This is a genomic window from Vibrio sp. Y58_MX_L22, from assembly GCF_024181865.1.
Taxonomy (GTDB): Bacteria; Pseudomonadota; Gammaproteobacteria; order Enterobacterales; family Vibrionaceae; genus Vibrio; species Vibrio alginolyticus.
Genome location: NZ_JAMZAN010000003.1, coordinates 363,437 through 386,775, shown reverse-complemented (window position 1 = coordinate 386,775; position 23,339 = coordinate 363,437). Strand labels below are relative to the sequence as shown.

Genomic DNA, 23,339 nt, shown 5'->3' with positions numbered 1-23,339 from the left:
ATTTTTCTATAAAAAGAGCCGCTGATGTTACATCAGCGGCTCTTTTCGTTGATGCATCGATTAATTTATTGTTACCACATCAAATCGTCAGGCACGACGAAATCTGCGTATGGATCGTCTTCTGCCGGAATCTCAGATTCTGCTTCTTTCTGTTCGATGATGACGGATTCATCACGTTGAGCAATTTTATTCGCTACTCCGCGCGGAATGACAACGTAGCTTTCACCGACAATAGCAATAGCCAAAATGCCTTTGATCAACTGTTCGCGGATAAGTGAATCTACATAAAGTGATTTCACTAGCGTACCGTGCGTGAAGTTGTATTTGATGTCGCCATCTTTTAGCTCGATCTTGTTCATCTCAATCAGTTGATTGATTTGCGCTTTGATCTCTTTGTTTAATCGCTCAGCATTTTGCTGCTCGCTCAATTGTTTATCACGCTCTAACTGTTGGCGTTTATTTTCTTCAACCGCCGCTTTTACTTCGCGTGCTTGAACGCGTGATTTTTTAGAGCCTTTCTTCGCTTTCTTTAGTTTCTTTTCATTAACTAAGCCAGCTTTCAGCATTTGTTCTTGAAGGGTAAGTTTTGCCATGTTTTATCCAGTTAGTGCGCAATTTTGGGCATTTTACCCACTATTGCCACTTGTAGTAAATAATAGTGCTTTCTATGGGTCTAAAATGTTTGGTTGGCTTGTTATCTCTTTAACGAAAGTGCAAAGCGGGCCTTCTCCAAAGCCCGCGAGCGTCACTGAAATCTAGGTGGGTTATGGCTGCCACTGTTTAGATGTGACGAGGTTATCCATCACTTTGTTTACCGCTTGATGCGCTTTGTCGACAATGGTGTCTATATCGTTACGGTTCGCGATAAGCGGTGGAGCAAAACCGAGGATGTCACCATGTGGCATGGCGCGAGCGATTAAGCCTTGCTCTAAACAGGCTGCCGCGATTTGCGGGCCTACTTTCAAGTTTGGATCAAAGTGTGCTCTGCGGAGCTTGTCTGAAGAAAACTCCAACGCATGCAACAAGCCAACGCCACGAGTATCACCGACTAATGGATGATCGTTAAACGTCTCCGCCATACGTTGCTGCAAGTAAGCGCCGACTTCGGCCGCGTTTTGCACTAAGCCTTCACGTTCAATGATATCGAGGTTGCAGTTCGCGGCTGCCGCTCCCATTGGGTGACCAGAGTAGGTATAACCGTGTCCGATAGCACCCCATTGGTCGGTGCCGTTTTCTAGCACACTCCAAACTCGTTCACCGACGATCACGCCAGACAGCGGTTGATACGCCGAAGTTAATCCTTTCGCTACCGTGATGAGATCTGGTTTCATGTCGTAGTGCAGTGAGCCAAAATCGGAGCCGAGGCGACCAAAGCCACACACCACTTCATCCGCAATCAAGAGCACATCGTATTTGTCGAGCACTTTGCGAATCGCCTGCCAGTACCCTGCTGGTGGTGGCACAATACCGCCAGTACCGAGCACTGGTTCTGCAATCATTGCTGCTACCGTTTCTGGGCCTTCTTCCAAGATCATCGCTTCGAGTTGATCTGCGCAATATTGAGAGAATTCGAGCTCAGACATACTCTCGTCTTCACGGCGATAATAATATGGCGCGATGGTGTGTTTGATACGCTCAAGTGGTAAATCAAAATGGGCGTGGAACAGCGGCAAACCTGTCATTGAACCGGATGCGATACTTGAACCATGGTAGCCGCGGTCACGCGAAATGATTTTTTTCTTCTCTGGTAGACCACGAGCATTGTTGTAATACCACACCAACTTAAGTTGAGTTTCGTTCGCGTCGCTGCCTGACATGCCGTAGTAAACTCTGCTCATGCCTTCAGGCGCCATTTTGATGATGCGATCTGACAGTGTCACGAGCGCTTCGTTCGTATGACCGACGTACGTGTGGTAGTACGCCAGTTCTTTGGCTTGCTCATAAATCGCATCGGCCATTTCGGTCCTGCCATAGCCAATGTTTACACAATACAACCCGGCAAAGCCGTCTATCAGCTCGATGCCTTCTGAATCGGTGATGCGTATTCCGCTTCCGCTCGAGATAATTCTTCCCGGAAGCTCCCCGGCCGCATACTGCTTTAGGTGGGTTGAGGCATGAAATACTCTCTGACGATCGATCTCTAAAAGTTGTTGGGTTTTGTTACTCATGATCCTTCTCCTCGAATAATTGGATATCCATATTTCGTGTCTCAACTGCCACTGACGGTTGGTAAAGCGCCTAAGCAGCAGTATTTGATTTCGCTGTATTCTTCAAATCCGTGACGGCTTCCTTCTCGTCCAAGACCAGACTGTTTCACGCCGCCGAATGGGATAGGGTGCCCTGTCATTTTGACGGAGTTCACGCTCACCATGCCAAACTCCAAACCGCGCATGCAGTGCCAAATTTGGTGGATATCGTGACCATAAACATAGGCAGCTAAGCCGTATTCAGTGTCGTTGCTCATTTCAATCACGGTATCTAAGTCTTGGTAAGGCAATACGCCTGCCACAGGACAAAAATTCTCTTCGCGATACACCGCCATTTCAGGGGTTACATCGGCTAGCAATGTCGGCGCGAAGAAGTTTTCGCCTGGTACGGGCTGGTGGTATCCCGCTACCAATCGCGCGCCTTTGTCGAGCGCGTCACGCACCAAATCATGCGCTTTATCCACCGCAGTGCGATTAATAAGTGGTCCCATGGTGGTTTTTTCGTCTAAGCCATTGCCCAAAACGATGTGGCTCATTTCTTTGGCAAACGCTTCCAAAAACGCTTCGTACTTATCGTCAGGGACGAAAATACGGTTTGCGGCCAAGCAGTCTTGTCCTGCGGTTTGAAACTTCGCATCCACGGCGGCTTTGGCTGCTTGCTCGACATCCATATCTGGCAGCACGATGAAAGGGGCGTTACCACCTAGCTCCATACTGCACTTCTTCACGGTTTGTGCCGCGTCGCGTAGCAATAGTTTGCCTACTCGAGTTGAGCCTGTGAACGAGAGCGCTTTGACTTTATCGGAGTGACACAAGGTTTGTGACACCATCACCGCATCGCCAGTGATCACGTTAAATACACCAGGTGGAAAGCCAGCTCGGTCTGCTAACTCTGCCAACGCTAACGCAGAAAAAGGCGTTTCACTGGCGGGCTTAATGATCACCGGACAGCCTATTGCTAGTGCGGCTGCGGCTTTGCGTGTGATCATGGCATTAGGAAAGTTCCATGGCGTAATCAGTGCTGCGACACCAATTGGCTCGCGCACCGTTGATAGCTGCGCATTCGGAATATGACTTGGGATGGTTTCGCCATAACAGCGGCGTGATTCTTCGGCAAACCAACGAACAAAGGATGCGCCGTAGTCAATCTCACCTACAGCATCACCTAGTATTTTTCCTTGCTCCATCACCATCAAATGAGCAAGATCTTGCTTTGATTCTAGAATCAGGTCGTGCCAACGCATGAGAATTTCAGCGCGCTCTTCTGCTTGCATTTTTCGCCATTGACGAAAGGCTTGGTCGGCTTCATCAATCGCTTGATAGAGTTGTTGCTGAGAAAGCTTAGTGATGTAACCGATGACCGTGCCATCTGCTGGATTATCCACCGGATGAAATTGATCACCACTTACCCATTTGCCATTTACGTACGCTAAACCTCTCACCAAACGTACGTCTTTCATTATCGCCATCATGTCGTGCGAGGCTTTTAATTCCTCTGCATGTAAGCTGTGCAGTGCTGTCATGAGTCCTTCTCCCAGCATCGTTGTCCATAATGAAACTGTAATGGAGAAGTGACCGAAATAATTTCTGATACCGAGGTTTAAAACGTCAGAACTTTCTTTTTAGTGCCGTTAAATATGGTGTTTTTTCTGTTCACGTCTGATGCGCATTTTCCCTTTTATAACAAAGCGTTTTGGTTTACTTCGAATGTGCCCGCATCACGTTTGATTGTTTTTGTCACAATGTAAGTAAAGTAGCGCTCAATGCCCACATCTGAGTCTAACCAGTTGTCGATAAGCCGCTGATATTGGTCGATATCTTCTGACTGAATTTTAAGGATGTAATCGACACCACCGCCCGTGGCATAGCAATCAGTGACTTCTGGTGAATGTTGAACCAGTTGCTCGAAGCGTTTGAACGCTTGGGCGTTGTGTTCTTTGAGCGTAACTTCAACCATAACCGACGTTCGTTTGAACAAAATATCGGTATTTACTCTTGCTCCGTAGCCTTCAATGATGCCTGCTTCTTCCAGTTTTTTGACGCGCTCCCAGCAAGGGCTCACGGATAGGTTGATGGCCTCGGCAAGGTGAGATTTGGTGATACGACCATTATCATGAAGTATTTGTAGAATTTTTACGTCGTAGCGATCGAGGCGCATAATGAGTCTCCCTGTAGAATACTAATCATTTCATGAAAGGCTGATGACTGGTCGCTGTTATAAGGTGCTTTCCAGTTTGCTTCTGGTATGCCATTTGTTTTGATTTCTTTAGTTGGCTTTTCAATCAGCCTATCTCGCCGCAGTCTTCGGCTATAACTGCGATAGTGTCACCGATATTCACCATAGCAGGAAAACGACGCGCCGCGAAAATACCATTGCGCTGTGACTTGTACTCAACGGGGGCGGTACCTGTGCGCTCGGTCGAGAAGATTCTCACTAATACATCGCCCTTTTTGACGGTATCGCCAAGATCAAATAAGTATTCTGTGATGCCGTGGTGCTGGCTTTGCACATAACAACTTGCATCAGGCATATCTAATAACTTAGTTGGTTGGGTTGGTTGTTCGTAGTCACCGGGCAAGTTGCCTGAGAAGCGTAAGAAGTTGCGAATGCCACGGTCGGAATAAGCGATGGTTTCTGGAGTGCTGGTTCCGCCTCCTCTTAGTTCGGTGGTAACAAAGATTTTTCCCTGAGACTCCACGGCAGTGTCATACAGGCTGGTGGCGTCCATTTCGAGCAAGATCATGGTGTAAGGTGCGCCAAACAGTTTTGCACCTAATATGCAGGCTTCTTCTTGATCGAGATTGTCGAGACGATGGGCAGCGGCGAACGGCACGATATCTAACGTTTTACCACCTGAGTGAATGTCTAACGCAAAATCGCACTTAGGAACTAGGTAACGAGTAAAATAATCCGCAATTTTCTCGGTCACTGTGCCTATGGGGTTGCCGGGAAAGCTGCGATTTAAATTCCCTTTATCGATAAACGACGTACGTGAGGCATTTTGTACCGCAGGTAAGTTCATCATGGGTACAATAATGACACGACCTTGGATTTGATCTGCCTGAAGCGAGTTCGTCAATTTTAGCAGGCTGGTGATGCCTTCGTATTCGTCTCCGTGATTACCGCCAGTAAGCAGTGCGGTTGGTCCGTGACCATTTTTGATCACGGTGATAGGTATCATAATACTGCCCCAAGCGGAGTCGTCATGTGAATAGGGCAGCGTTAAAAAGCCGTGCTGTACACCTTCTCGGTCAAAGTCTATGGTGGCTGTGATCGAGCTTTTTTGCATATCAAGTCCTTTTAGTTCTCAGACCTGGCTCAACAGAGCTTAAGGTTTGAAAAATTAGTGTTTAACAAATAAGTGGCGTGGAAAATCACACAATGTTTTTGCTCCATCATGGGTAATGACGATACTTTCCGTTGTTTCTAACCCCCAATCTTTGAACCACAGCCCCGGCATAAAATGGAATGTCATACCTTCTCTCAAGATGGTTTTATCGGTGTCTCGCAAACTCATGGTTCGTTCCCCCCAATCTGGCGGGTAGCTCAAACCTATTGGATAGCCACAACGGGCGCCTTCGCGTGAGAATCCCGCTTTATCGAGAACCTGGTTTAGTGCATTGGCGATGTCGGCGCAGGTATTTCCGGGCTTTGCCACTTTCAAGCCCGCTTCAAGTCCTAGAGTTAGGGCTTCGTCGGCTCGTTTGAACTTGTCGTCAGGCTCGCCAAGAAAAATAGTGCGTGAGAGTGGGCAATGGTAACGGCGGTGCGCCCCTGCGATTTCAAAAAACGTCCCTTCGCCTTTCTTGAAGGGTCTGTCATCCCAAGTCAGGTGAGGTGCGGAAGCATCAGAACCTGATGGCAAAAGCGGCACAATCGCGGTGTAATCGCCAAAGTGGTCTTCATGCCCGAGCACGGCTTGACGGTTAATCTCGGCAACAAGGTGGTGTTTCGGTAATCCTGGTTCAATCATGTCGAACGCGACACGGTGCATGTTTTCAACAATGCGAGCGGCACGGTACATGTATGCCAGTTCTTGATCGGATTTAACGGCGCGGCACCAGTTGACTAGTCCGGTTGCATCGAGAAGTTGAGCATTCGGTAGGTGCGTAGTGAGTGATTCGTAAGCGGTGGCGCTAAAGTAATAGTTATCTTTTTCTACACCGATACGACCACGATCCCAAAGGCGCGGAGCCAGTACGGCTTCGACCAGGAAATCCATCGGGTGTAGCGGCGGATTCATTACATAATGGTCTGGATAGTAGGTAATGTTTTCTGCCGACATATACGCAGTCCTGTATGCTCCGTTGGCATCTTGGCAGCGTCCAAACCAAACAGGTTCATCAGATGGACCAACAACGACACATTGTGGCACGTAAAAAGACCACCCATCATAGCCTGTCAGCCACGCCATGTTAGAAGGGTCATGAATGATAAGGACATCCAATTCTCTTTCTTCCATCGATTGCCGAACTTTCGTTAACCGATCCTGGAACTCATCCAGTGTAAAATGCAAAGCAACGCCTCTCATATTTTCTCCTTGTTAGAAATCCGACGCCTTATGGGCCTTCGGAGACGCTGAGGTATTTCTACCTTCTACCAGCTAGCCAGATCTGCGTTAAAAATGATTGCAATTTACCTCTGGGGTTGTATTTGGATTGAACGATGCTGTTTAACATGTTTGTTTAACCCATACATTTCATGTCAATCATTACAATTGTGGTTTATTTTTGTGCATTTCACCTCGTTTTGTGAGTTAAAGTTCGCCATTTGTTAAACGGAAGTTACAATGAGCGTTAAAAATGAATCAATTAAAATATTGTGTCATGACAATTTCTTTGAACCCGATCATTCGGCCAGGCACCGCTAAATACATCTCCATTGGTAACTATCTTGTCGAATGTGTCCGCAGTGGTTATCTAAAACCGGGGACTCGATTACCCACACATCGTGAGTTTGCAGAGCAAATTGGCGTCAGCGTACAAACGGTGAGCCATGCATATGGTTATGCAGAGAAAAAAGGGGCGATCGAGTCTTGGGTTGGGAATGGTACTTTTGTCAAATCAGGTTTTGTGGATGAAAGTACGGACACGGAGTTCATGCTGACACAAGAGATGAAAGAAACGCCGGATGAAATTGATATGTCGATTGCACATCCAGTGGTGACCGATCGCCACATTACGCTTTTTAATCAGGCGTTAATGGAGATTGCTGGGCAAACAAACAATCGTGGTTTGATCAGTAAAGCAAAGCCGGTAACAGGTCAGCCTCATCATATTGAGTCAGGAGCACGATTTCTAAGTAGCCAAGGGTTGGATGTGGGTGCCGATCAAATATTACTCACAAATGGCGCATGCCATGGTTTAACGTTGGCTTTAAGCACAGTTGTTGAACACGGCGATTTAGTTGCTTGTGGTCACTTGGTTGATCATGGCTTGATCTCTCGCTCGAGAATGCTTGGATTTAAGTTGCAACCACTTGAAATGGATGAGTTTGGTATAACGCCGGATGCATTTGAATGGGCATGTAAACACAAACCAATCAAGGTATTGTGTTGCACACCGAGCATGGCTAACCCGACTAGTGCGCATATGGATGTTGAACGCCGAGAGGCGATAGCGAATATTGCGCAGCAATACGACATCTATGTAATTGAAGATGACGTGTATGGAGCACTAGAACCTAACCGTGTCCCACCCCTTGCCACATTGTTACCCGAACAAGCTTTCTATGTCACCAGTTTAACCAAAGTTGTAGCGCCAGGCATGCGCACTGGCTATCTGACGGTCCCACGTCATTTTTTGCAGCACGCGATTGGTCGTTTAGCGGCAACGAGTTGGTCTGCGACTCCATTACCATTTGAAGTTGCTCATTTGTGGATCGAAAACGGTACGTTAAATCGACTTATTCGCTTTCAAGTCAATGAGTTTGCCAAGCGACAGCGAATAGCAAAAGCCGCTTTAGAAGGGCATGTTTATAGCTCGCACCCGAATGGACAGCACATTTGGTTGAGACTACCCGAGCAGTGGAATAGCGATGATCTGGTTGCTTCGGCTAAGCGTTCAGGGGTGCAGATCACGGGATATAAACCGTTTGTTCTCGATACAAATCAGCCAATGCCTTACGTGCGAATCAGCTTGGGAGCAGAAACAAACCGAGGCTACATCAAACACGGGTTATCTGTGATTGCTGAAATTCTCGATACCAACCCTCCCACCTCACACTTTTTGGTCTGAGCGATAGGTTATCTATGCTTTTATCTGATGGGCTTAAACGTTTGTAACTGAGTTTTTTCTTGTCGCCATTGTCTCGGCGATTTCCCCGTCCAACGGCGAAAGTGGCGGCTGAAGACCGCAGTTTCTGCATAGCCCAGTTGCAACGCGATATCGGTAATACTCTGAGTATTCTCATGCAATCGCTGTTCGGCGAAATCCTGACGCACTTGTTGTAAAAGCTGCCGATAATTTGTGCCCTGTTGTTTCAGCTTGTTTTGCAGCATTCTCGGATGCAGGTCCAATGCTCTTGCAACGCGCTCAACGCTGCATTCTCCGGTTGAGAGCAGACGGCCAATCATGTTTGCTGCTTGGTCACTGAGATTGTTGGGGTAACGGGTTTGCAGCTCTTTGAGGTGCTGTTGAAAATGGCGCTCTAGTGCGTCTTCATCTTGGTGGTTCCTAGCATTAAGCAGAGTCGCTTTAAGTAGGATACCGTCAAACTTATCGCCGAAACGCAGTTTGCTCTGCTGGGCAAATTCGCTCTGTTCTGTCTCGAAGCTCGCGTGTTGGGTGAGGTGTAAAGAGAAGTGACTTGCTTCAATATCAAGCAGACTGGCAATAAACATCGCCAGATGCGACACACTGAGCTGCATCAGCTGTGCGATACCTCGTTCGCTGTGCACATCAATATTGAGCGACAACCGTACCCAATCATCTTGTGGCGTCATGTTGAGAGTGACCCCTGACGAATGCAGATAGAGAAAATCATTCACCCGCGCCAAGGCTTCACCGACCGTTTGCGCCCGGGAAACCAGCATTGGCAAGTCTCCCAAGCTCTGTAGGTTTTGACGCTCGGCGAGCAACACGCCAAACAGCGGTTGCTGACAACGAGCAGCCGCTTCCTCCAGCAATTCAGCCAGCCTAGGGTAGGCGAGATACGTATCGGGATTGCGAAACTGCGCCGCAGACAGCCCGACGGCAGCCATAATCTCAACCGGATTCTGCCCCAGTTCGGAAACCAAGCTATCAAATTTATCGGCAGCGCCACTTCGTACGATATGCATGTCTCGATTTTTAAATGTTAACAGGTTGTAAATCGCAATGTATCAAATTTACTTCGCAAAAGGTCAAGTGAGTGTCAGTGAGTTGATCTAGGTTACATTTTGATAACAACAACGCATGGATGAGAAGGTGTATGGAACTTATCAATAAAACGGCCATTGTGACTGGGGCAGCTGGTGGAATTGGCCAAGCCATCATTGCAAAGCTGAGAGAGCAAGGAGCCAAAGTGCTTGCTGTCGATATTTCAGAACAATCACTGCAAATGTACACAAGTTTTGACCCAAAGCAGTTGGGAACCTTTGTCGCGGACGTCACCGATTACCAACAAGTTGAAGCTATGGTGAAGTACGCGGTTGAACAGTTTGGCTCGCTTGACATCATGGTTAACAACGCGGGCATCGGTGCACCGAAACCTCTGCTTGACCACGACCCAATTGCCGATTTTGAGCCGATCTCTAAGGTCAACCAAAATGGCGTTTACTACGGCATTCTTGCCTCTGGAAGACAATTCCAAGCGCAAGGCACGCCGGGCGTGATCCTCAATACTTCTTCTGTTTACGCACGAATGGCGTCTGAGATGACCTTTACCTACAACGTCAGTAAAGCCGCAGTCGATATGATGACCAAATGCGCCGCATTAGAACTCGCACCATTGGGTATTCGTGTTTGCGCTGTCGCTCCGGGACGCGTTGATACTCCGATGTTAAGGCAATACGAAGAGATTGGCCTGTGGGACCACATCCGCAAAGAACAGATGCGTCAAAACTTCACACAACCAGAAGAGATTGCTGATGTGGTGGCGTTTCTGGTCAGCGAGAAAGCCAACTGTATCAACGGTTGTACCATCAGCGCATCTGACGGTTTCGAGAATTTTAAGTACCCACTTATGGGATAGGCGAGTACGCCACATTACAGCAATAGCGAGGATGTAAGTTATGTCATTACCAGAAGTTATTCAGCACCAAGATTTCTTATTAACTCTTAATACCAATGAGGAGTCGCTCATCAAAGACGCGTTACCGGGTGTGGATGTTTACCCATTGTTTCTTGACCCAGAAAATGGTACTTGGGTGATTCGTGCCAAATTCAAACCGGGTATCACTCTGCCTAAGCACTTCCACACTGGCGTGGTGCATTTCTATACGCTGAGTGGCGCTTGGCACTACATTGAGTACCCAGATCAAGTCCAAACTTCTGGTAGCTACTTATATGAGCCGGGCGGTTCGATTCATACCTTTCACTGTCCAGAAGAGTCGGGTGGTGCAGATGGCTTTATGGTGATCCAAGGTGCGAACATTAACTTTGACGACGAGGGTAACTTCATCAACATCATGGATGCAGGTTGGATTGAGCAAGTGGTGGTTGCCGCTGCCAAAGCGCAAGGCTTCACTGCGCGCTATATCAAACCGGGTGCGATTGCTGGCCTAAGCGATGAGCTAGCGGAGTAACCCCATGCAACAGATGAACAGTATCGTAATGCAGGATGGTAGTGTCCGCCTGAAGCAAGTCGAAATCCCCAAACCTGCAGCGGGACAAGTGTTGGTTCGTAGTCTAGCTTGTGGCATTTGTGGCTCCGACCTTCACATTACTCGACACGCGGATGAGGTATTTGATGTATTCCACCAGCTCGGGTTGATGCCTGATGAAGCCGGTGAGCACGCTCAAGTGATGTTGGGGCATGAGTTCTGCGCGGAAATTGTCGAATACGGATCTGACACTCAACAGACGTTGGCTGTTGGTAGCCGAGTCACCTCAGTACCGATGTTGCTCAGTCAAAATGGCGCGGGCGTTGGTGTTACTCCGGGTACTTATGGCGCTTACTCTGAGTACTTCCTGCTTGATGAAGCGTTATTGCTACCTGTCCCAGACGGAATGCCGTCTGAGGCGGCGGCATTGACCGAACCACTGGCGGTCGGTTTGCACGCGGTCAATCGCAGTGAAATCGAAACGGAAGAAACCGCGCTGGTTGTCGGTTGCGGCCCTATAGGGCTGGCGGTGATTGCAGCGCTCAAACAACGCGGCGTCAGCAATATTCTTGCGGTCGATCTTCAGGAAGAGAAGCTGCTACTTGCTAGTGAGTTTGGCGCAAATCGATTGATCAACCCGACTAAGGAAGACGAGATCGCCGTTGGTGAGCAGTACGCGATGAACTCACGTCTGGTCATTTACGAGTGTGTTGGCAAGCATACTTTGATTGACGATTTTCTGCGCCGCGCCCCTGCCCGAACGCGAATCGTCATCTCGGGTATCCATACGACACCCGCAATCATTAACTACGCGTACGCGACGGTAAAAGAGCTCGATTTGAGATTCTCTTACTACTACCAACCGCACGAGTTTGAGCAATGCCTACAAGCGATTGCCGAACACACGTTGCCTTGGCAGAAAATGCTCACCGCCAAAGTGGGAATCGACGGTGTCGAAGACGCATTTACACAGTTAATGACGCCAAATGATCACATCAAAGTGGTGATCGAACCTTGGCGCAGCGGCGCGTTAGAAGTGATTTAACTCTTAGCCAGATTAAGCTAGCTAAAACCAATTTTAGTTTGGTGACAGCCCCAACCGTAGCAGCTAGGTTGGGGCTTTTTTTGTTAGGCTTGTTCTGCGCATTCCCGTTGCAGAGCAGGGTAATCGGTGTAGCCTCGTTCGTTTCCGCCAAACAACGTTGAGCCATCGAGTTCTGCCAACGGATGGTGATGTTGCAAGCGAGAGACTAAGTCTGGGTTTGCTACGAATGGTCGTCCGAATGCGACAAGATCCGCGTAGCCTTTCTCTAACACTTCGTCTGCTCGCTGAGGATTGTAGCGACCTGCGACAATGATAGCGTTGCGAAAGCGCTTTCTAAGTTCGATTCGAAACGTCTCGGGAATCGTTGGTGCATCGGCCCAATCGGCCTCGGACAAGTGCAAGTAGGCAATGTCGCGCTCCTGTAGCTGTTTTGATGCCTCTAGGATCGTCGGCACGATATCTGGGCAGTCCATATCTTTAAACGTAATGAATGGTGCCAATCTCACTCCAACTCGATGCGCACCAACAGCGGCGATAACTGCATCCACCACTTCGATAAGAAAACGGATACGATTTTCTCGTGAACCGCCGTAGTTGTCTGTTCGATGGTTTGAGTTGGTTCTTAAGAACTGATCGATCAGATACCCATTCCCGCCGTGGATTTCTACACCATCAAAACCCGATTCAATAGCGCGTTTGGCTGCGTTCGCGAAATCACCGACAACTCGGTTGATATCCGCTTGTGTCATTGCGCGTGGCTCAACACAATCGACCATATTGCCGTTGCCTTGTTCATCTGCAATCCAAACTTGCGTCTCTACCGGAGCGAGCGCAGATGGTGCGATAGGCTGTTCACCATTTTGGAATGTTGGGTGAGACACTCTGCCCACATGCCATAGCTGACAAAACATCGCTGCGCCTTGTAATTTGACCGCTTGGGTCACACCTTGCCAGCCCGCCACTTGCGCATCGGTGTAAACGCCAGGTGTGAACGAATAGCCTTGAGAATCGTCCGAAATTTGTGTGGCTTCGGAAATGATCAGCCCGGCAGAAGCGCGCTGTTGATAATACGTTGCCATCATCTCATTCGGGATGTTGCCCGGCTGAGTGGTGCGTGCGCGAGTCATTGGTGCCATGACAATGCGGTTTTGTAGTGACAACGCTTTCAGTTGAGCTGGTTCAAACAGCTTATTTGTTCTTTGTTTCATGATGCGCTCCTTAGATAAGTACTGGCACGTTGGTCGCTTTACGAGCGGTTGCCATCCAGTGAAGTACGGCTGGATCCCATTGCACTTCGGGCGCACTGAAAAAGCCGCGTAGAATGGAGAACATAATGGCCTGATCAACCAGTGACGTTTGCTTTTCTGAACTTAGGTTGAGCAAGGGTTTAGTTTGTTCTATCAAAGCGGCGACTTCTTTCGCAATCGCAGGTGTATCGTTAATCAAAACTTCAAAATTTAACGCTTCGGTTTCTTTTTTTGCACGCCATGCTTGTTTAGCGGTTTCTGTTGCAAATTCCGGTAACGTCATGTTTGACCAACGCGGATACCCGACTTTTTGTAGCGGTAAAAACGCTTGTTTTTGCCAGTCTAAAACCGGTGTTGAGGGTTGGCTTTTTTCGCTGGAAGATGCCAATTCAAGGAAGTAGTTGATGATGTCTAAGCTTTCCGCCATGGCTTCACCATCGTCTTTGATCAAAAGAGGAACTTGTTTTGCGCCGATGATGTTTGTGGTGGTGCTCTCGTCGTCATACGCAATGTTGATGACGTCGAGCTGAATATTCAGCATGCCTGCAACAAAACGGACGCGGGCGCTAAAGGGGCAATGTTCATAAATGTACAGTTTCATTTTTTGTTTCCTATCTCTGGCTGGGCAGGGCGTGTTGTTGTGCGTTGAACAGCGTTACGGCGTTTAACTTTTTCCTGCCACATAACGTTCTGGGTCTAAACAATGTCGATAGGGTCAGTATATGGATTCGACTTAATTTGATAATTGGGTAATATCTGAATTGATTATTCAGTTTTTCCAAACAATAAGGGCGCGAAGATGGATAAGTTTTCGGATATGACGTTGTTTGTCGCCATCGTTAAACATCAAGGTCTGGCAGCGGCGGGAAGGGAGTTAGGTTTGTCTCCGGCGACGGTAACGGCAAGGCTGCAAGCGATAGAAGAACGCTATGGCGTAAAGCTGCTCAACCGAAGCACACGCCACGTATCATTCACGGACGCAGGGGCAATGTACCATCAAGCTTGTCTGAACATCATTGATAGCGTGAAAGAGACGGAAAACTTACTGCAAACGGGTATTTCGGAAGTGCGCGGAACGTTGAAAATTTCAGCTCCACGAGATATTGGCAAACAAATTATTTCGCCGATGGTGTCGGCTTTTTCTGAGCAATATCCGGATGTGACGCCTTATCTTTATCTTAATGACAATTTATCGAACTTGGCTGAATCGGGGCTCGATTTAGTGATTCGTTACGGTGAGTTAGCGGACAGTAATCTCATCTCGCGCAAGCTGGCATCGAGTCAACGTGTGCTGTGTGCGTCACCTGATTATTTGGCGAAGCAAGGTGTCCCAAACTGTCCACAAGATCTCGCGGACCATCGCTGCTTAGCCATGGTGCGCAGCAATGAAGAATTAAAAACGTGGCACTTTAAAGATGAAGAGTCTCACCAATCGATCACGGTCACGCCAAAGCGATTTTCTGATGATGGTGAAGTGATTCGACAATGGGCGTTGGACGGTGCGGGGATTGCGTTGAAATCGATTTTAGATATTCAGCAAGACCTCAAAAAACAACGTTTAGTAACGGTTTTGGATGGGTATATGAAAAACTTCAGCGCCTTTTCGCAAGGCGCTGAAGCGGATCTACATGTCATTTATCAAAGCCGCCAATATCAACCGAAAAGAGTTCGCCTGTTTTTGGACTTTCTAGTTGAGCAATTTAGCGCGCTGAGTGATGCCAGCAATCAGATCTAGATGCGATTCAGAGGTTTCTCGGCGGTGGCGATAAATCCCGACGGTGCCAGGGTTTGGTTCGTTTTCCATGGTTAAGCATCGTAAGCCAAAGGATTCCAAATACGGTTTGAGGTGGCCGGTATAAGACATCACCGCGACGCTTTCTTTCAGTACATCAATACTGGCGAGCAGAGAATCCACTTCGTAAGTCGGTCTGTCATCCAGTTGCTGCCTTTCGCGTTCATTTTGTTTCGGGATTGGGTTATCGATGACGTGAGCGAATTTCTTAGCGTCATAAGTGACCGAAAGAGCAGGGTATTCGTGCAGCATCTCTTCGGTGACTGTTTTACCTAGCAGTGGATGGTTTGGGGAAACAAAATAGGCATCAACCGTTTGAAATAACGGAATAAACGTAACATCGCATTTAGACGACAAGCCGACAATCTCGTGGCCGATGAAAAATTCAATCTGTTCGTTGATTAATGAATCCATCAAGCCTAAGTGGTTGCCAAATTCGACGTGTGTAGATGCCGATGGCTGCTTGGTCAGATGTTCATTGAGTGCTTGTTTGACGAACAGCGGCCACCACGCATCGCCAGTACCCATTTTAATTTTTCCGACTTGATACTGTTTCCGTTCATCAATGCTTTGCATCATTTGGTTGTATTCATGCTGCATCGCGTTGCTATGGCGATAGAGGATGCGTCCGTATTCGGTCAACACCATGCCATTAGGATGACGTTCAAACAGCGTCACGCCGAGATTCTCTTCCAGCTTCTTTAAATTGCTTGTTACCGTTGGCTGGCTTAACCCTGCCATTCTTGCCGCAGCGCTGATGCTTTGGCAGCGTGCAACCAGTAAAAATTGCTGCAGAGATTTGTCCATTTTCTTTCCCCTCTAAGAACGAGGGGTATTTTGCACAATTTCATTTATAAATCACAAATCTGTAATCTCATTTGATTGAAATTATGCGCATTTCATAGATCTACATCACTGTTGGGGTCTGACGTATAGATGTTATCTATAGCTCGCTCCTGACTTCCTATTTTCCCCTCAAAAAGGTGTTCTTTAGACTGTCGCCAAAACAACAATCTAAGGGATGAACATGAAACCGAGTTTTATTGCGCTTGCTGTCGCGTCTTGTATTGGTCTTGCTGGATGTGGGTCTGATTCCTCTGATGCGCCTGTGCCGGTCGACAAACCAATTATTTCAGCCGACTTATATTTACGTGGTTTAAATGGGGATTGGGGCACGGCAGAGCATGCCAAGCTAAACTATTTGGGTAATAACGAGTACGAAACCGTACTGCGCGTCGCTCGAGGTAGCAATCAGTTCAAGATTGCTGATCCGGGTTGGCAGATCCAATACACCTATTTTGAGGAGCCCGCGGCGTTCGATAAAGCTCAGGAGTACCTGCCAAAACCAGACACGAATGAAGCGTGTATGAACGATGATTGCAACTCTGAGATCACGTTTGAAGACAAAGGGTATTACAAGTTTTCTGTGAGCTTTGCCGATGAAAGTCGCGCGACAATGACTGTGACGAAAGCAACGCAAGAAGAAGCGGAAAAATACTACTCTGATGCGATTCTCGACCCTGCAATGGTGCATGAAGGGCATCAGAGCAGAGAAGTGAAACTGTTCGCCAATTACGATGACTCGAGTGATACCGTGATTTTCTCGGTGAAAGATCCTAAAGCTGAACTGCGTGAATTTGGTATTTCAACGACGACAGAATTGCGTGATGCGCTCGACCAAGGCTTAGTGATTAATGAGCAAGCAGGGCCGCGAGTGGTGTCGGATGATGTCGCGTTTGACGCGTTGTTTGCGTTGACGATGAAAGAGCTAGACCAGCTTGCTGTTTCTGAAATCAAAGACGGCAATTACAACTACAACAACCCAATCAAAGCGGAAGTTTTTGAGACGGGCGCGAAGTGGCATTACGTGTGGACGCGTGATTTGGCGTACGCAGCAGACCTTTCGCTTGCATTGATGAATCCAACTCGGGTGCAAAATGGTTTGAATTTCAAATTGTCTGCTTTCCGCGACACGACCGATCAGCAATACGATGGCGAGCAGATTGTGCAAGACACGGGCACTGGCGGCAGTTGGCCAATCAGTACCGACCGCACGACTTGGGCGCTTGGTGCAGAACGCTTACTTTCGGCATTGGATGGAGAAGAGTACAACCAGTTTGCTGAGCGCGCATATAAAGCTATCAGCAATACACTTGAAGCCGATCGCCTGGCGGCTTTTGATGCGAAATCCGGTTTATACACTGGTGAACAATCCTTCCTCGATTGGCGTGAGCAAACGTATTCAACGTGGACGCCAAACGATGTCAATGCGATTGGTAGCAGCAAAGCGTTATCGACAAACGTGGTTCACTACCGCGCGATTCAGCTCGCGGCTAAGTTGGCAGAGAAGTACGATTCAACCAACGCGGTCAAATACACCGAGTGGGCTGCACAGCTAAAAACCGCTATCAACGAGCAGTTTTGGAATGCCGAACGCGGTATGTACGTAAGCTATTTGTTTGACAATGGCAAAGACATCGCGGTCGACAAATACGACATGTTGGGCGAAGCGCTTGCGATCATCAGTGGCGTGGCAAGTGATGCGCAGGCGAAACAAATCATGGCCAATTACCCACACAGTGAGTTTGGCGTGCCGGTTTATTTCCCTCAACAACCAGACGTGCCTGTGTACCATAACCGCGCAATTTGGCCATTTGTTACCGCGTACAGCTTGCGCGCCGCGCATCAAACACAAAACGTGGCAGCAGCGAACAATGCCATTCAATCGTTGGTTCGTGGTACGGCAACCAATTTATCCAACATGGAAAACTTAGAGTGGCTTTCTGGTAAGTCATTCATCATCCATAGTGATCATGGCGAAGCTCCGAGCTTGGATGGCCCAGTGATTAACTCTCAGCGTCAGCTTTGGTCTGTGGGTGGCTACTTGAACATGGTGGTAGAGACCCTATTTGGCATCCATACCGAAACGGGTAAGTTGGAAGTGAAGCCATTTATCACAAGTTGGGTGCGCAATAAGTTGTTGGCTCAGTCTGAACAAATCACGTTGGAAAACTTTGCCTTCAAAGGAAAGAACTACTCGGTAACCATTGATTTGCCTGAAGTAAGCAAAGATGAAACAGGTTACTACCCAGTTGAAAATGTCACGATGGACGATGAGGGGCATTTCCACGTGACATTGGGCGCGCTTGTGAATGTAGATAGCAGCATTACTTTAGTTTCTGGTGTGAAACCGTATGCAAGTGAAGACAGTCGCGTTTATTCTCCGCAAGAGCCAACGTTGGTGGTAAAAAGCGTTGATAATTCGGTTTCGATTGACGTGACGAGCAAGTACAACGTGAACTTGTATCGCAATGGCGAGCTGATTCAAAAGAACGTGATTGCTCAATCTTATTCCGATACGCCAACAGGTTTTGCTTGTTATTTGGCTGAAAGCATTAACGATAAAGGCTTCCGTTCTAACCCAAGCCAACCGGTTTGTGTCGGTGAAGAGATCCGCATCAAACTTGATGGCGAATATCAGCCACTCAAAGACAATGTCTCAGTGGTTACGGTGAGCAAAGACAGTGGCATCGTAAAAGGTGCAGAGTCGTTTACAGCTCCTGTAACGGGCACTTACCAGTTCGATGCTTGGTACAACAATAACCTGGGGCAACTTAATACCGGCATCACGAACACCGTGAAATTGTTAGAGGTACTGGATGATGCAGGTAAAGTGGTTGGTCAAGGTTACTTGCAGATGGGCCATATTGGTGAAAACCAAGGTATGCGTTATTCAACGCCAATTGAAGTAGCGTTGGAGCAAGGGAAAAACTATCAGATCGCGCTGAAGGACCACTTCAATATGAGTTACCTCAAATCGAATGAAACCTACATCTACGCTGGTGGTATTGAGGGTGAAAAGAACGAAGCGCAAATCGCAGATATTCGAATCACACCTTTAATGTAGGCTGTTTTAACAACGCTGTGTTCTAAAAAACTGTGTTCTAAGAAAAACAAAGCCGCTGAGATTATCAGCGGCTTTGTTGTATTTGCTATCGGAGGCCGTTTACAGATTAGTTTGCCGCCTGCGGACGAGGCTTACGACGCTGACCTGATGGTTTGTTTCCTGCAGGCTTAGCATTGTTTGGCTTGCGGTTACCTGACGGTTTACCAGCGTTGCCACTCTTATTACCGTTTGGTTTATTTCCACTCGGTTTATTGCCATTTGGCTTGTTGCCGTTAGGTTTACGGTCATCTGGTTTGCTGTGTGCACGACCTTGGCCTTCACGGTTGCCTTTAGGCTTACCCACACCGCCTTGGTTGGTGCTGTTTTTGTTGCCGTTGTTACCACCGTTGAAGCGACGCTTAGGTTTGTTTGCACCATTGCCTGCTTTCTTATTGGTTGCTGGGGCGTTTTCACTTGCAGCATTTGGCGCTTTTGGTTTTTTCGGCTTCTTAGGTTTTTTCGGTTTGATTGGGCGAGTATCCAGTTTAGATTCTGGCACCACATTGGTTGGCGCAAAACCTTCCAGCTCTTTACGTGGTAGTACTTCTTGAATCAAACGTTCAATCGCAAACAACTCAGATGCTTCTAGCGCACACACGAGTGAAATCGCTTTACCTACTTCGCCCGCGCGGCCAGTACGACCAATACGGTGAACGTAGTCTTCTGCCACTTTAGGTAGCTCAAAGTTCACCACTTGCGGCAATTGAGGAATATCGATACCGCGCGCAGCAATGTCCGTCGCGACCAATACACGAATTTCACCCGATTTAATATCCGCCAGTGCTTTGGTACGCGCGCCTTGGCTCTTGTTGCCGTGGATGGCAGCAGCCGGTAGATTTTGTTCGATCAGGAACTTCGCCAGACGGTTTGCGCCGTGTTTCGTTTTCGTAAACACCAGCACTTGCTTCCAATCACCGTCTTTGATCAATTTAACCAACATCGGTGCTTTCTTCTTCACGTCTGCTGGGTAGATGCTTTGCTCAACCGTTCTCGCTGTCGAGTTCGCCGGGTTCACTGAAATCTCAACCGGGTTGTTCACCAAGCCTTTCGCAAGGTCGCGGATTTCATCCGAGAAAGTCGCTGAGAACAGTAGGTTCTGACGTTGTTTTGGTAGCAGAGCTAGGATCTTACGAATGTCACGGATAAAGCCCATATCCAACATACGGTCTGCTTCATCCAGTACCAGAACTTCTAGTTGGTCGAACTTCACCGCATTTTGGTTGTACAAATCCATCAGGCGGCCTGGTGTCGCAACCAACACATCCGCACCTTTGCGAAGACGCAGCATTTGCGGGTTGATCTTCACACCACCAAAAACAACCGCACTGCTTAGTGAAAGATGACGGCCGTACATAAACACGTTTTCTTGCACCTGAGCCGCAAGTTCACGTGTTGGCGTCAGGATAAGTGCACGAACTTGGTTAGCACGAACGCGAGGGCCGTTCGATAAACGCTCAAGAATCGGTAGCGTAAAGCCTGCAGTTTTACCTGTACCAGTCTGCGCTGCTGCCATTACGTCTTTCCCTTCCAAAATAGCAGGAATTGCTTTTGCCTGAATTGGCGAAGGGGTGTCGTAGCCTTTCTCTTGAATAGCTTTAAGGATTGGAGCAGATAGACCTAACGAGGTAAAACCCATATGTATGATTCTCAATTGTAGAGTTAGATAACAACGCGCCGAAAATAAATCGGTGCGAAAAGTGCGACATTCTGAGGCTTTTACGCGCAGGCTTCAACTAATTCCGTCATGGATAAATATTTGAACTGGATCTCATTTCTTTTTGGCAGGCAAAACTGATAACTGGTTTGGTCGATCGATTGAATGGTTTTACGTTGGCGATGCCCATTCTTACATCGCTATCACGGTATGCAGTTTTAGTTTATCAAATGCTGTTCGGAGTGTGGGGGAGGCTTGCTCCTTTCATTACTCCGCTTTTGCATGCGTTAAAAACGCACTCGTCAATTGCTGAAAGAGCGAATCTACCGATGGGCGGTCGGATACATGATGGAAGAGCGGTGTGTGGACATCACCACGAATATCATCGCTGTGACCGCAAAGCTGATTACACATTCGTACTGGTTCGACAATCTTCTCGACGTCGGCATCAATCAGAATGCATGCTTGTGACAATACCACTTGTCCGCCGCCTTTTTTAAGTAAAACACGCTGCGCGGTTCCCACGACTTTTTGCCCGCCAATGTTGAGGTTGTACTCGCCATCGCAGTAGGAATAAGGCGTAGCATGAACATCCACTTTCACGCCGAGCTGTTTAAAGAAAACCGTTAATATCGCACATAAATCGAGATACGCTTTTTTGATGTTGTAAGGCTCGCCTTCTGGCCAGTGGTAAATGTGGGATAGATTGATAATACCTGGCACCTGAGGGACTGGGGCACCACCGGTTTTACGAGAAAAGAGCTTCCAGCCAGACGTATTTAACGCATGTTCTAACTCATTAGACACTGGCCATTTCTTACCCGCGGGAAACACGAGCGTTGGACTTTTTACTTGCCAAAGCAATAGCACTTGCGAGAGTTGGTTGGACTGAACTTGTTTAATGAGCTCATCTTCTTTGTCAAATGCATCAGCGACTTCCGTAGCTGTGTAGCGAATTAGCTTATTTTTAGCAACCAAACTCTATCCCTCGCGGCTATTTAATCATTACTGTTGTATCTCAGATACAGCTTTATTGCTAGGTCTGTGATTATTAGGTTTTTGCTCGCTAGCTGCATGATCACCTTTTGGATCTTTTCCGTTGTCCATTAATTCTACTTGAACACGCGATAAAAAGTTTTTGCTAGTCATCACATCAGCCATTCATAAAATCTGCCATCTATGAAAAATTTTGGCGATATAAGTATGAAAAAGCGAGTGATGACTCTCGCGTTAGCGGCATCATTAACGGGATGTGTGACGTTCCCAACTCAAGAATCTGAGCAAGTACAGGTGCTTTGGGACAATGTGAATGCGATTGAAAACTGTGAACTAATGGGTACCGTGATCGGCTCAGAAGGACACTTTTACGACTATTGGCTTCACGCCGATAAAGACATGGTTTGGGGGACGCTAAACCAAATGCGCATCAAGGCGGCAGATTTAGGCGCAGATACCTTGTACTTATATCAACCGTTGAGCTTTTCTACGTCAGTGACGATGTTTGCAAATGCTTACAAGTGCAAACAGTAGCTATTGGCTTGATCATAATTGAAAGACAGGCGCTGCTCGCCTGTCTTTGATGTGCTCAACAAACATGGGTTTGTTCGTTATGTTCTCTCTCGCCGTTAATTCACATTGGCCGTTGCTACCGCGACAGAGTCGGAAAACGACAGCGTGAAATCTTGCTCTGTATTGAGCACTTTGGCTGGAAACTCTAAGCTTAATTGCGCGTGTGGCGCGACTTCCGAAGCAATACTGGTGATGAATTTTCGAGTTTCTCCAGGAGAGATCGACAAGCTGTTTCCACCTTTGGATGAAAGCTCGGCAATGCCCATCGTTTGCAGCGTGTTGCCTGCCGTATCAGCCAGATGCAGCAAAGATTCTGACTTATAGACCAACTCTCCACTTTCGGTGCGATATGCACTAAATGTGTTGAAGTTTGGCTGTAATGAACCTTGAGAACCTACGTTTGTGACGGAGAACATCACGTTAGAACCATCAAAATTCTCGACTTTCACCAACACGTTACCGTCTTGGTAACGAGCGGCTGCCGCAGCACTTGCTTGCTGTTTCTGCCTCTGTTTTTCTTTTTCAATGTTGCTCAATTGGTTTTGCTCGTTTGCTAGGCGGTTTTCAGCCATCGCGTACGATTGATCCACCATTGCCAACAGCGCTGGGATTGAATACAGCGTTAGACCTTCCAAATGGTCAAAGTCGATTTTAGCATGCTGAGTTAGTTCGTGATTCGAGAACTGGCAGTAGCCATCAATCAAGCTAACGAACGCGACTTCAAAAGTGCCCTGTAATCGGCTTACTTCCTGTGCGGCTTTTTCTAAATCTGAGCGTACTTTTCGGATCTCTTCCAAAGTCTTTTGTGGCAGACGTCCATTGGGCGACACGTCATTGGAAACCGAGACCAGTTCTTCGGTCACAAATGGATTGTTTTGGGCTGGAATCACCGTGGTGATGCGGTTGGATTTGGTGATGTCTTCGCCCAATAAAACCATCATTTTTTGCGATGCGGCGGTTGTGTTGCCCGCTAATACGTCACTACAGTTTGGCGACGTATTGGCATATGCGGCGAATGCGGTAAAAAGTGAAAGTGTAACGGACCAGCCGATGGTGACAAGTCCTGTCGTGATTCGAGTATTCATCCTGATAACCCCTCTGTCATTTGGTGCGATTCACTGACGTAATTGCCAAT

Annotated in this window: 20 protein-coding genes; 7 read left to right on the top strand and 13 right to left on the bottom strand. The window is 47.6% G+C overall.

Features of this window, described 5'->3' with window-relative positions:
- Window positions 1-71: 71 nt before the first annotated feature.
- From NL626_RS09445 to doeA, 6 genes are all read right to left on the bottom strand, one after another.
- Window positions 72-593 (bottom strand): DUF2058 domain-containing protein, encoded by a 522-nt coding sequence (locus tag NL626_RS09445; protein WP_005373793.1) that lies wholly within the window; start codon window positions 591-593, stop codon window positions 72-74.
- A gap of 171 nt (window positions 594-764) precedes the next feature.
- A complete protein-coding gene (locus tag NL626_RS09440; RefSeq protein ID WP_213871453.1) occupies window positions 765-2,168 on the bottom strand; it encodes an aspartate aminotransferase family protein in 1,404 nt (467 codons plus the stop codon).
- Window positions 2,169-2,209: 41 nt separating this feature from the next.
- On the bottom strand, window positions 2,210-3,730 hold the full coding sequence (locus NL626_RS09435) for an NAD-dependent succinate-semialdehyde dehydrogenase (protein ID WP_253657267.1): 1,521 nt from the start codon (window positions 3,728-3,730) through the stop codon (window positions 2,210-2,212).
- A gap of 155 nt (window positions 3,731-3,885) precedes the next feature.
- Entirely contained in the window at window positions 3,886-4,365 is a 480-nt protein-coding gene (locus NL626_RS09430; RefSeq protein WP_054576150.1) for an Lrp/AsnC family transcriptional regulator, read from the bottom strand.
- Between the two features lie 124 nt (window positions 4,366-4,489).
- Window positions 4,490-5,497 (bottom strand): N(2)-acetyl-L-2,4-diaminobutanoate deacetylase DoeB, encoded by a 1,008-nt coding sequence (gene doeB / locus NL626_RS09425; RefSeq protein WP_005373782.1) that lies wholly within the window; start codon window positions 5,495-5,497, stop codon window positions 4,490-4,492.
- 54 nt (window positions 5,498-5,551) lie between these two features.
- Window positions 5,552-6,739 carry an ectoine hydrolase DoeA gene (doeA, locus tag NL626_RS09420; RefSeq protein WP_005373780.1) on the bottom strand — a complete coding sequence of 396 codons (1,188 nt, stop codon included), beginning with the start codon at window positions 6,737-6,739 and terminating at the stop codon, window positions 5,552-5,554.
- A gap of 271 nt (window positions 6,740-7,010) precedes the next feature.
- On the opposite strand from doeA, the gene NL626_RS09415 reads away from it, so the two are divergent.
- On the top strand, window positions 7,011-8,444 hold the full coding sequence (locus NL626_RS09415; RefSeq protein WP_080996739.1) for a PLP-dependent aminotransferase family protein: 1,434 nt from the start codon (window positions 7,011-7,013) through the stop codon (window positions 8,442-8,444).
- Between the two features lie 20 nt (window positions 8,445-8,464).
- Here the strand turns inward: NL626_RS09415 and NL626_RS09410 are convergent, their stop codons facing one another.
- A complete protein-coding gene (locus NL626_RS09410; RefSeq protein ID WP_253657266.1) occupies window positions 8,465-9,487 on the bottom strand; it encodes an AraC family transcriptional regulator in 1,023 nt (340 codons plus the stop codon).
- 131 nt (window positions 9,488-9,618) lie between these two features.
- Between NL626_RS09410 and NL626_RS09405 the strand changes: the two genes are divergently transcribed.
- From NL626_RS09405 to NL626_RS09395, 3 genes are read left to right on the top strand one after another with little or no spacing between them, the layout of a single operon-like run.
- A complete protein-coding gene (locus NL626_RS09405) occupies window positions 9,619-10,380 on the top strand; it encodes an SDR family NAD(P)-dependent oxidoreductase (protein WP_253657265.1) in 762 nt (253 codons plus the stop codon).
- Between the two features lie 40 nt (window positions 10,381-10,420).
- Window positions 10,421-10,933, top strand: coding sequence for a 2,4'-dihydroxyacetophenone dioxygenase family protein (locus NL626_RS09400; RefSeq protein ID WP_253657264.1), 513 nt, complete (start codon window positions 10,421-10,423; stop codon window positions 10,931-10,933).
- A 4-nt stretch (window positions 10,934-10,937) separates the two neighbouring features.
- A complete protein-coding gene (locus NL626_RS09395; RefSeq protein WP_253657263.1) occupies window positions 10,938-11,996 on the top strand; it encodes a zinc-binding dehydrogenase in 1,059 nt (352 codons plus the stop codon).
- 83 nt (window positions 11,997-12,079) lie between these two features.
- Here the strand turns inward: NL626_RS09395 and NL626_RS09390 are convergent, their stop codons facing one another.
- Together NL626_RS09390 and grxB are read right to left on the bottom strand one after the other, a co-directional pair.
- Window positions 12,080-13,204, bottom strand: coding sequence for an alkene reductase (locus tag NL626_RS09390; protein WP_239938755.1), 1,125 nt, complete (start codon window positions 13,202-13,204; stop codon window positions 12,080-12,082).
- A 10-nt stretch (window positions 13,205-13,214) separates the two neighbouring features.
- Window positions 13,215-13,844, bottom strand: a complete 630-nt coding sequence (gene grxB, locus NL626_RS09385; protein ID WP_253657262.1) for a glutaredoxin 2 — start codon at window positions 13,842-13,844, stop codon at window positions 13,215-13,217.
- Window positions 13,845-14,042: 198 nt separating this feature from the next.
- Between grxB and NL626_RS09380 the strand changes: the two genes are divergently transcribed.
- Window positions 14,043-14,978, top strand: a complete 936-nt coding sequence (locus NL626_RS09380; protein WP_253657261.1) for a LysR family transcriptional regulator — start codon at window positions 14,043-14,045, stop codon at window positions 14,976-14,978.
- Here the strand turns inward: NL626_RS09380 and NL626_RS09375 are convergent.
- Window positions 14,931-15,842, bottom strand: coding sequence for a LysR family transcriptional regulator (locus NL626_RS09375; RefSeq protein ID WP_005392753.1), 912 nt, complete (start codon window positions 15,840-15,842; stop codon window positions 14,931-14,933). The genes NL626_RS09380 and NL626_RS09375 overlap by 48 nt on opposite strands.
- A 220-nt stretch (window positions 15,843-16,062) precedes the next feature.
- Between NL626_RS09375 and NL626_RS09370 the strand changes: the two genes are divergently transcribed.
- The gene (locus NL626_RS09370; RefSeq protein ID WP_253657260.1) at window positions 16,063-18,942 is read left to right on the top strand and encodes an amylo-alpha-1,6-glucosidase; all 2,880 of its coding nucleotides are present in this window, start codon (window positions 16,063-16,065) and stop codon (window positions 18,940-18,942) included.
- 106 nt (window positions 18,943-19,048) lie between these two features.
- Here the strand turns inward: NL626_RS09370 and NL626_RS09365 are convergent, their stop codons facing one another.
- Both NL626_RS09365 and NL626_RS09360 read right to left on the bottom strand, forming a co-directional pair.
- Window positions 19,049-20,617, bottom strand: coding sequence for a DEAD/DEAH box helicase (locus NL626_RS09365; protein WP_253657259.1), 1,569 nt, complete (start codon window positions 20,615-20,617; stop codon window positions 19,049-19,051).
- Between the two features lie 285 nt (window positions 20,618-20,902).
- The gene (locus tag NL626_RS09360) at window positions 20,903-21,613 is read right to left on the bottom strand and encodes a lipoate--protein ligase (protein WP_253657258.1); all 711 of its coding nucleotides are present in this window, start codon (window positions 21,611-21,613) and stop codon (window positions 20,903-20,905) included.
- A 225-nt stretch (window positions 21,614-21,838) separates the two neighbouring features.
- On the opposite strand from NL626_RS09360, the gene NL626_RS09355 reads away from it, so the two are divergent.
- Entirely contained in the window at window positions 21,839-22,165 is a 327-nt protein-coding gene (locus NL626_RS09355; protein ID WP_025767966.1) for a DUF4156 domain-containing protein, read from the top strand.
- Window positions 22,166-22,260: 95 nt separating this feature from the next.
- Here the strand turns inward: NL626_RS09355 and NL626_RS09350 are convergent, their stop codons facing one another.
- Window positions 22,261-23,289 (bottom strand): hypothetical protein, encoded by a 1,029-nt coding sequence (locus NL626_RS09350; protein WP_253657257.1) that lies wholly within the window; start codon window positions 23,287-23,289, stop codon window positions 22,261-22,263.
- Between the last annotated feature and the right edge of the window lie 50 nt (window positions 23,290-23,339).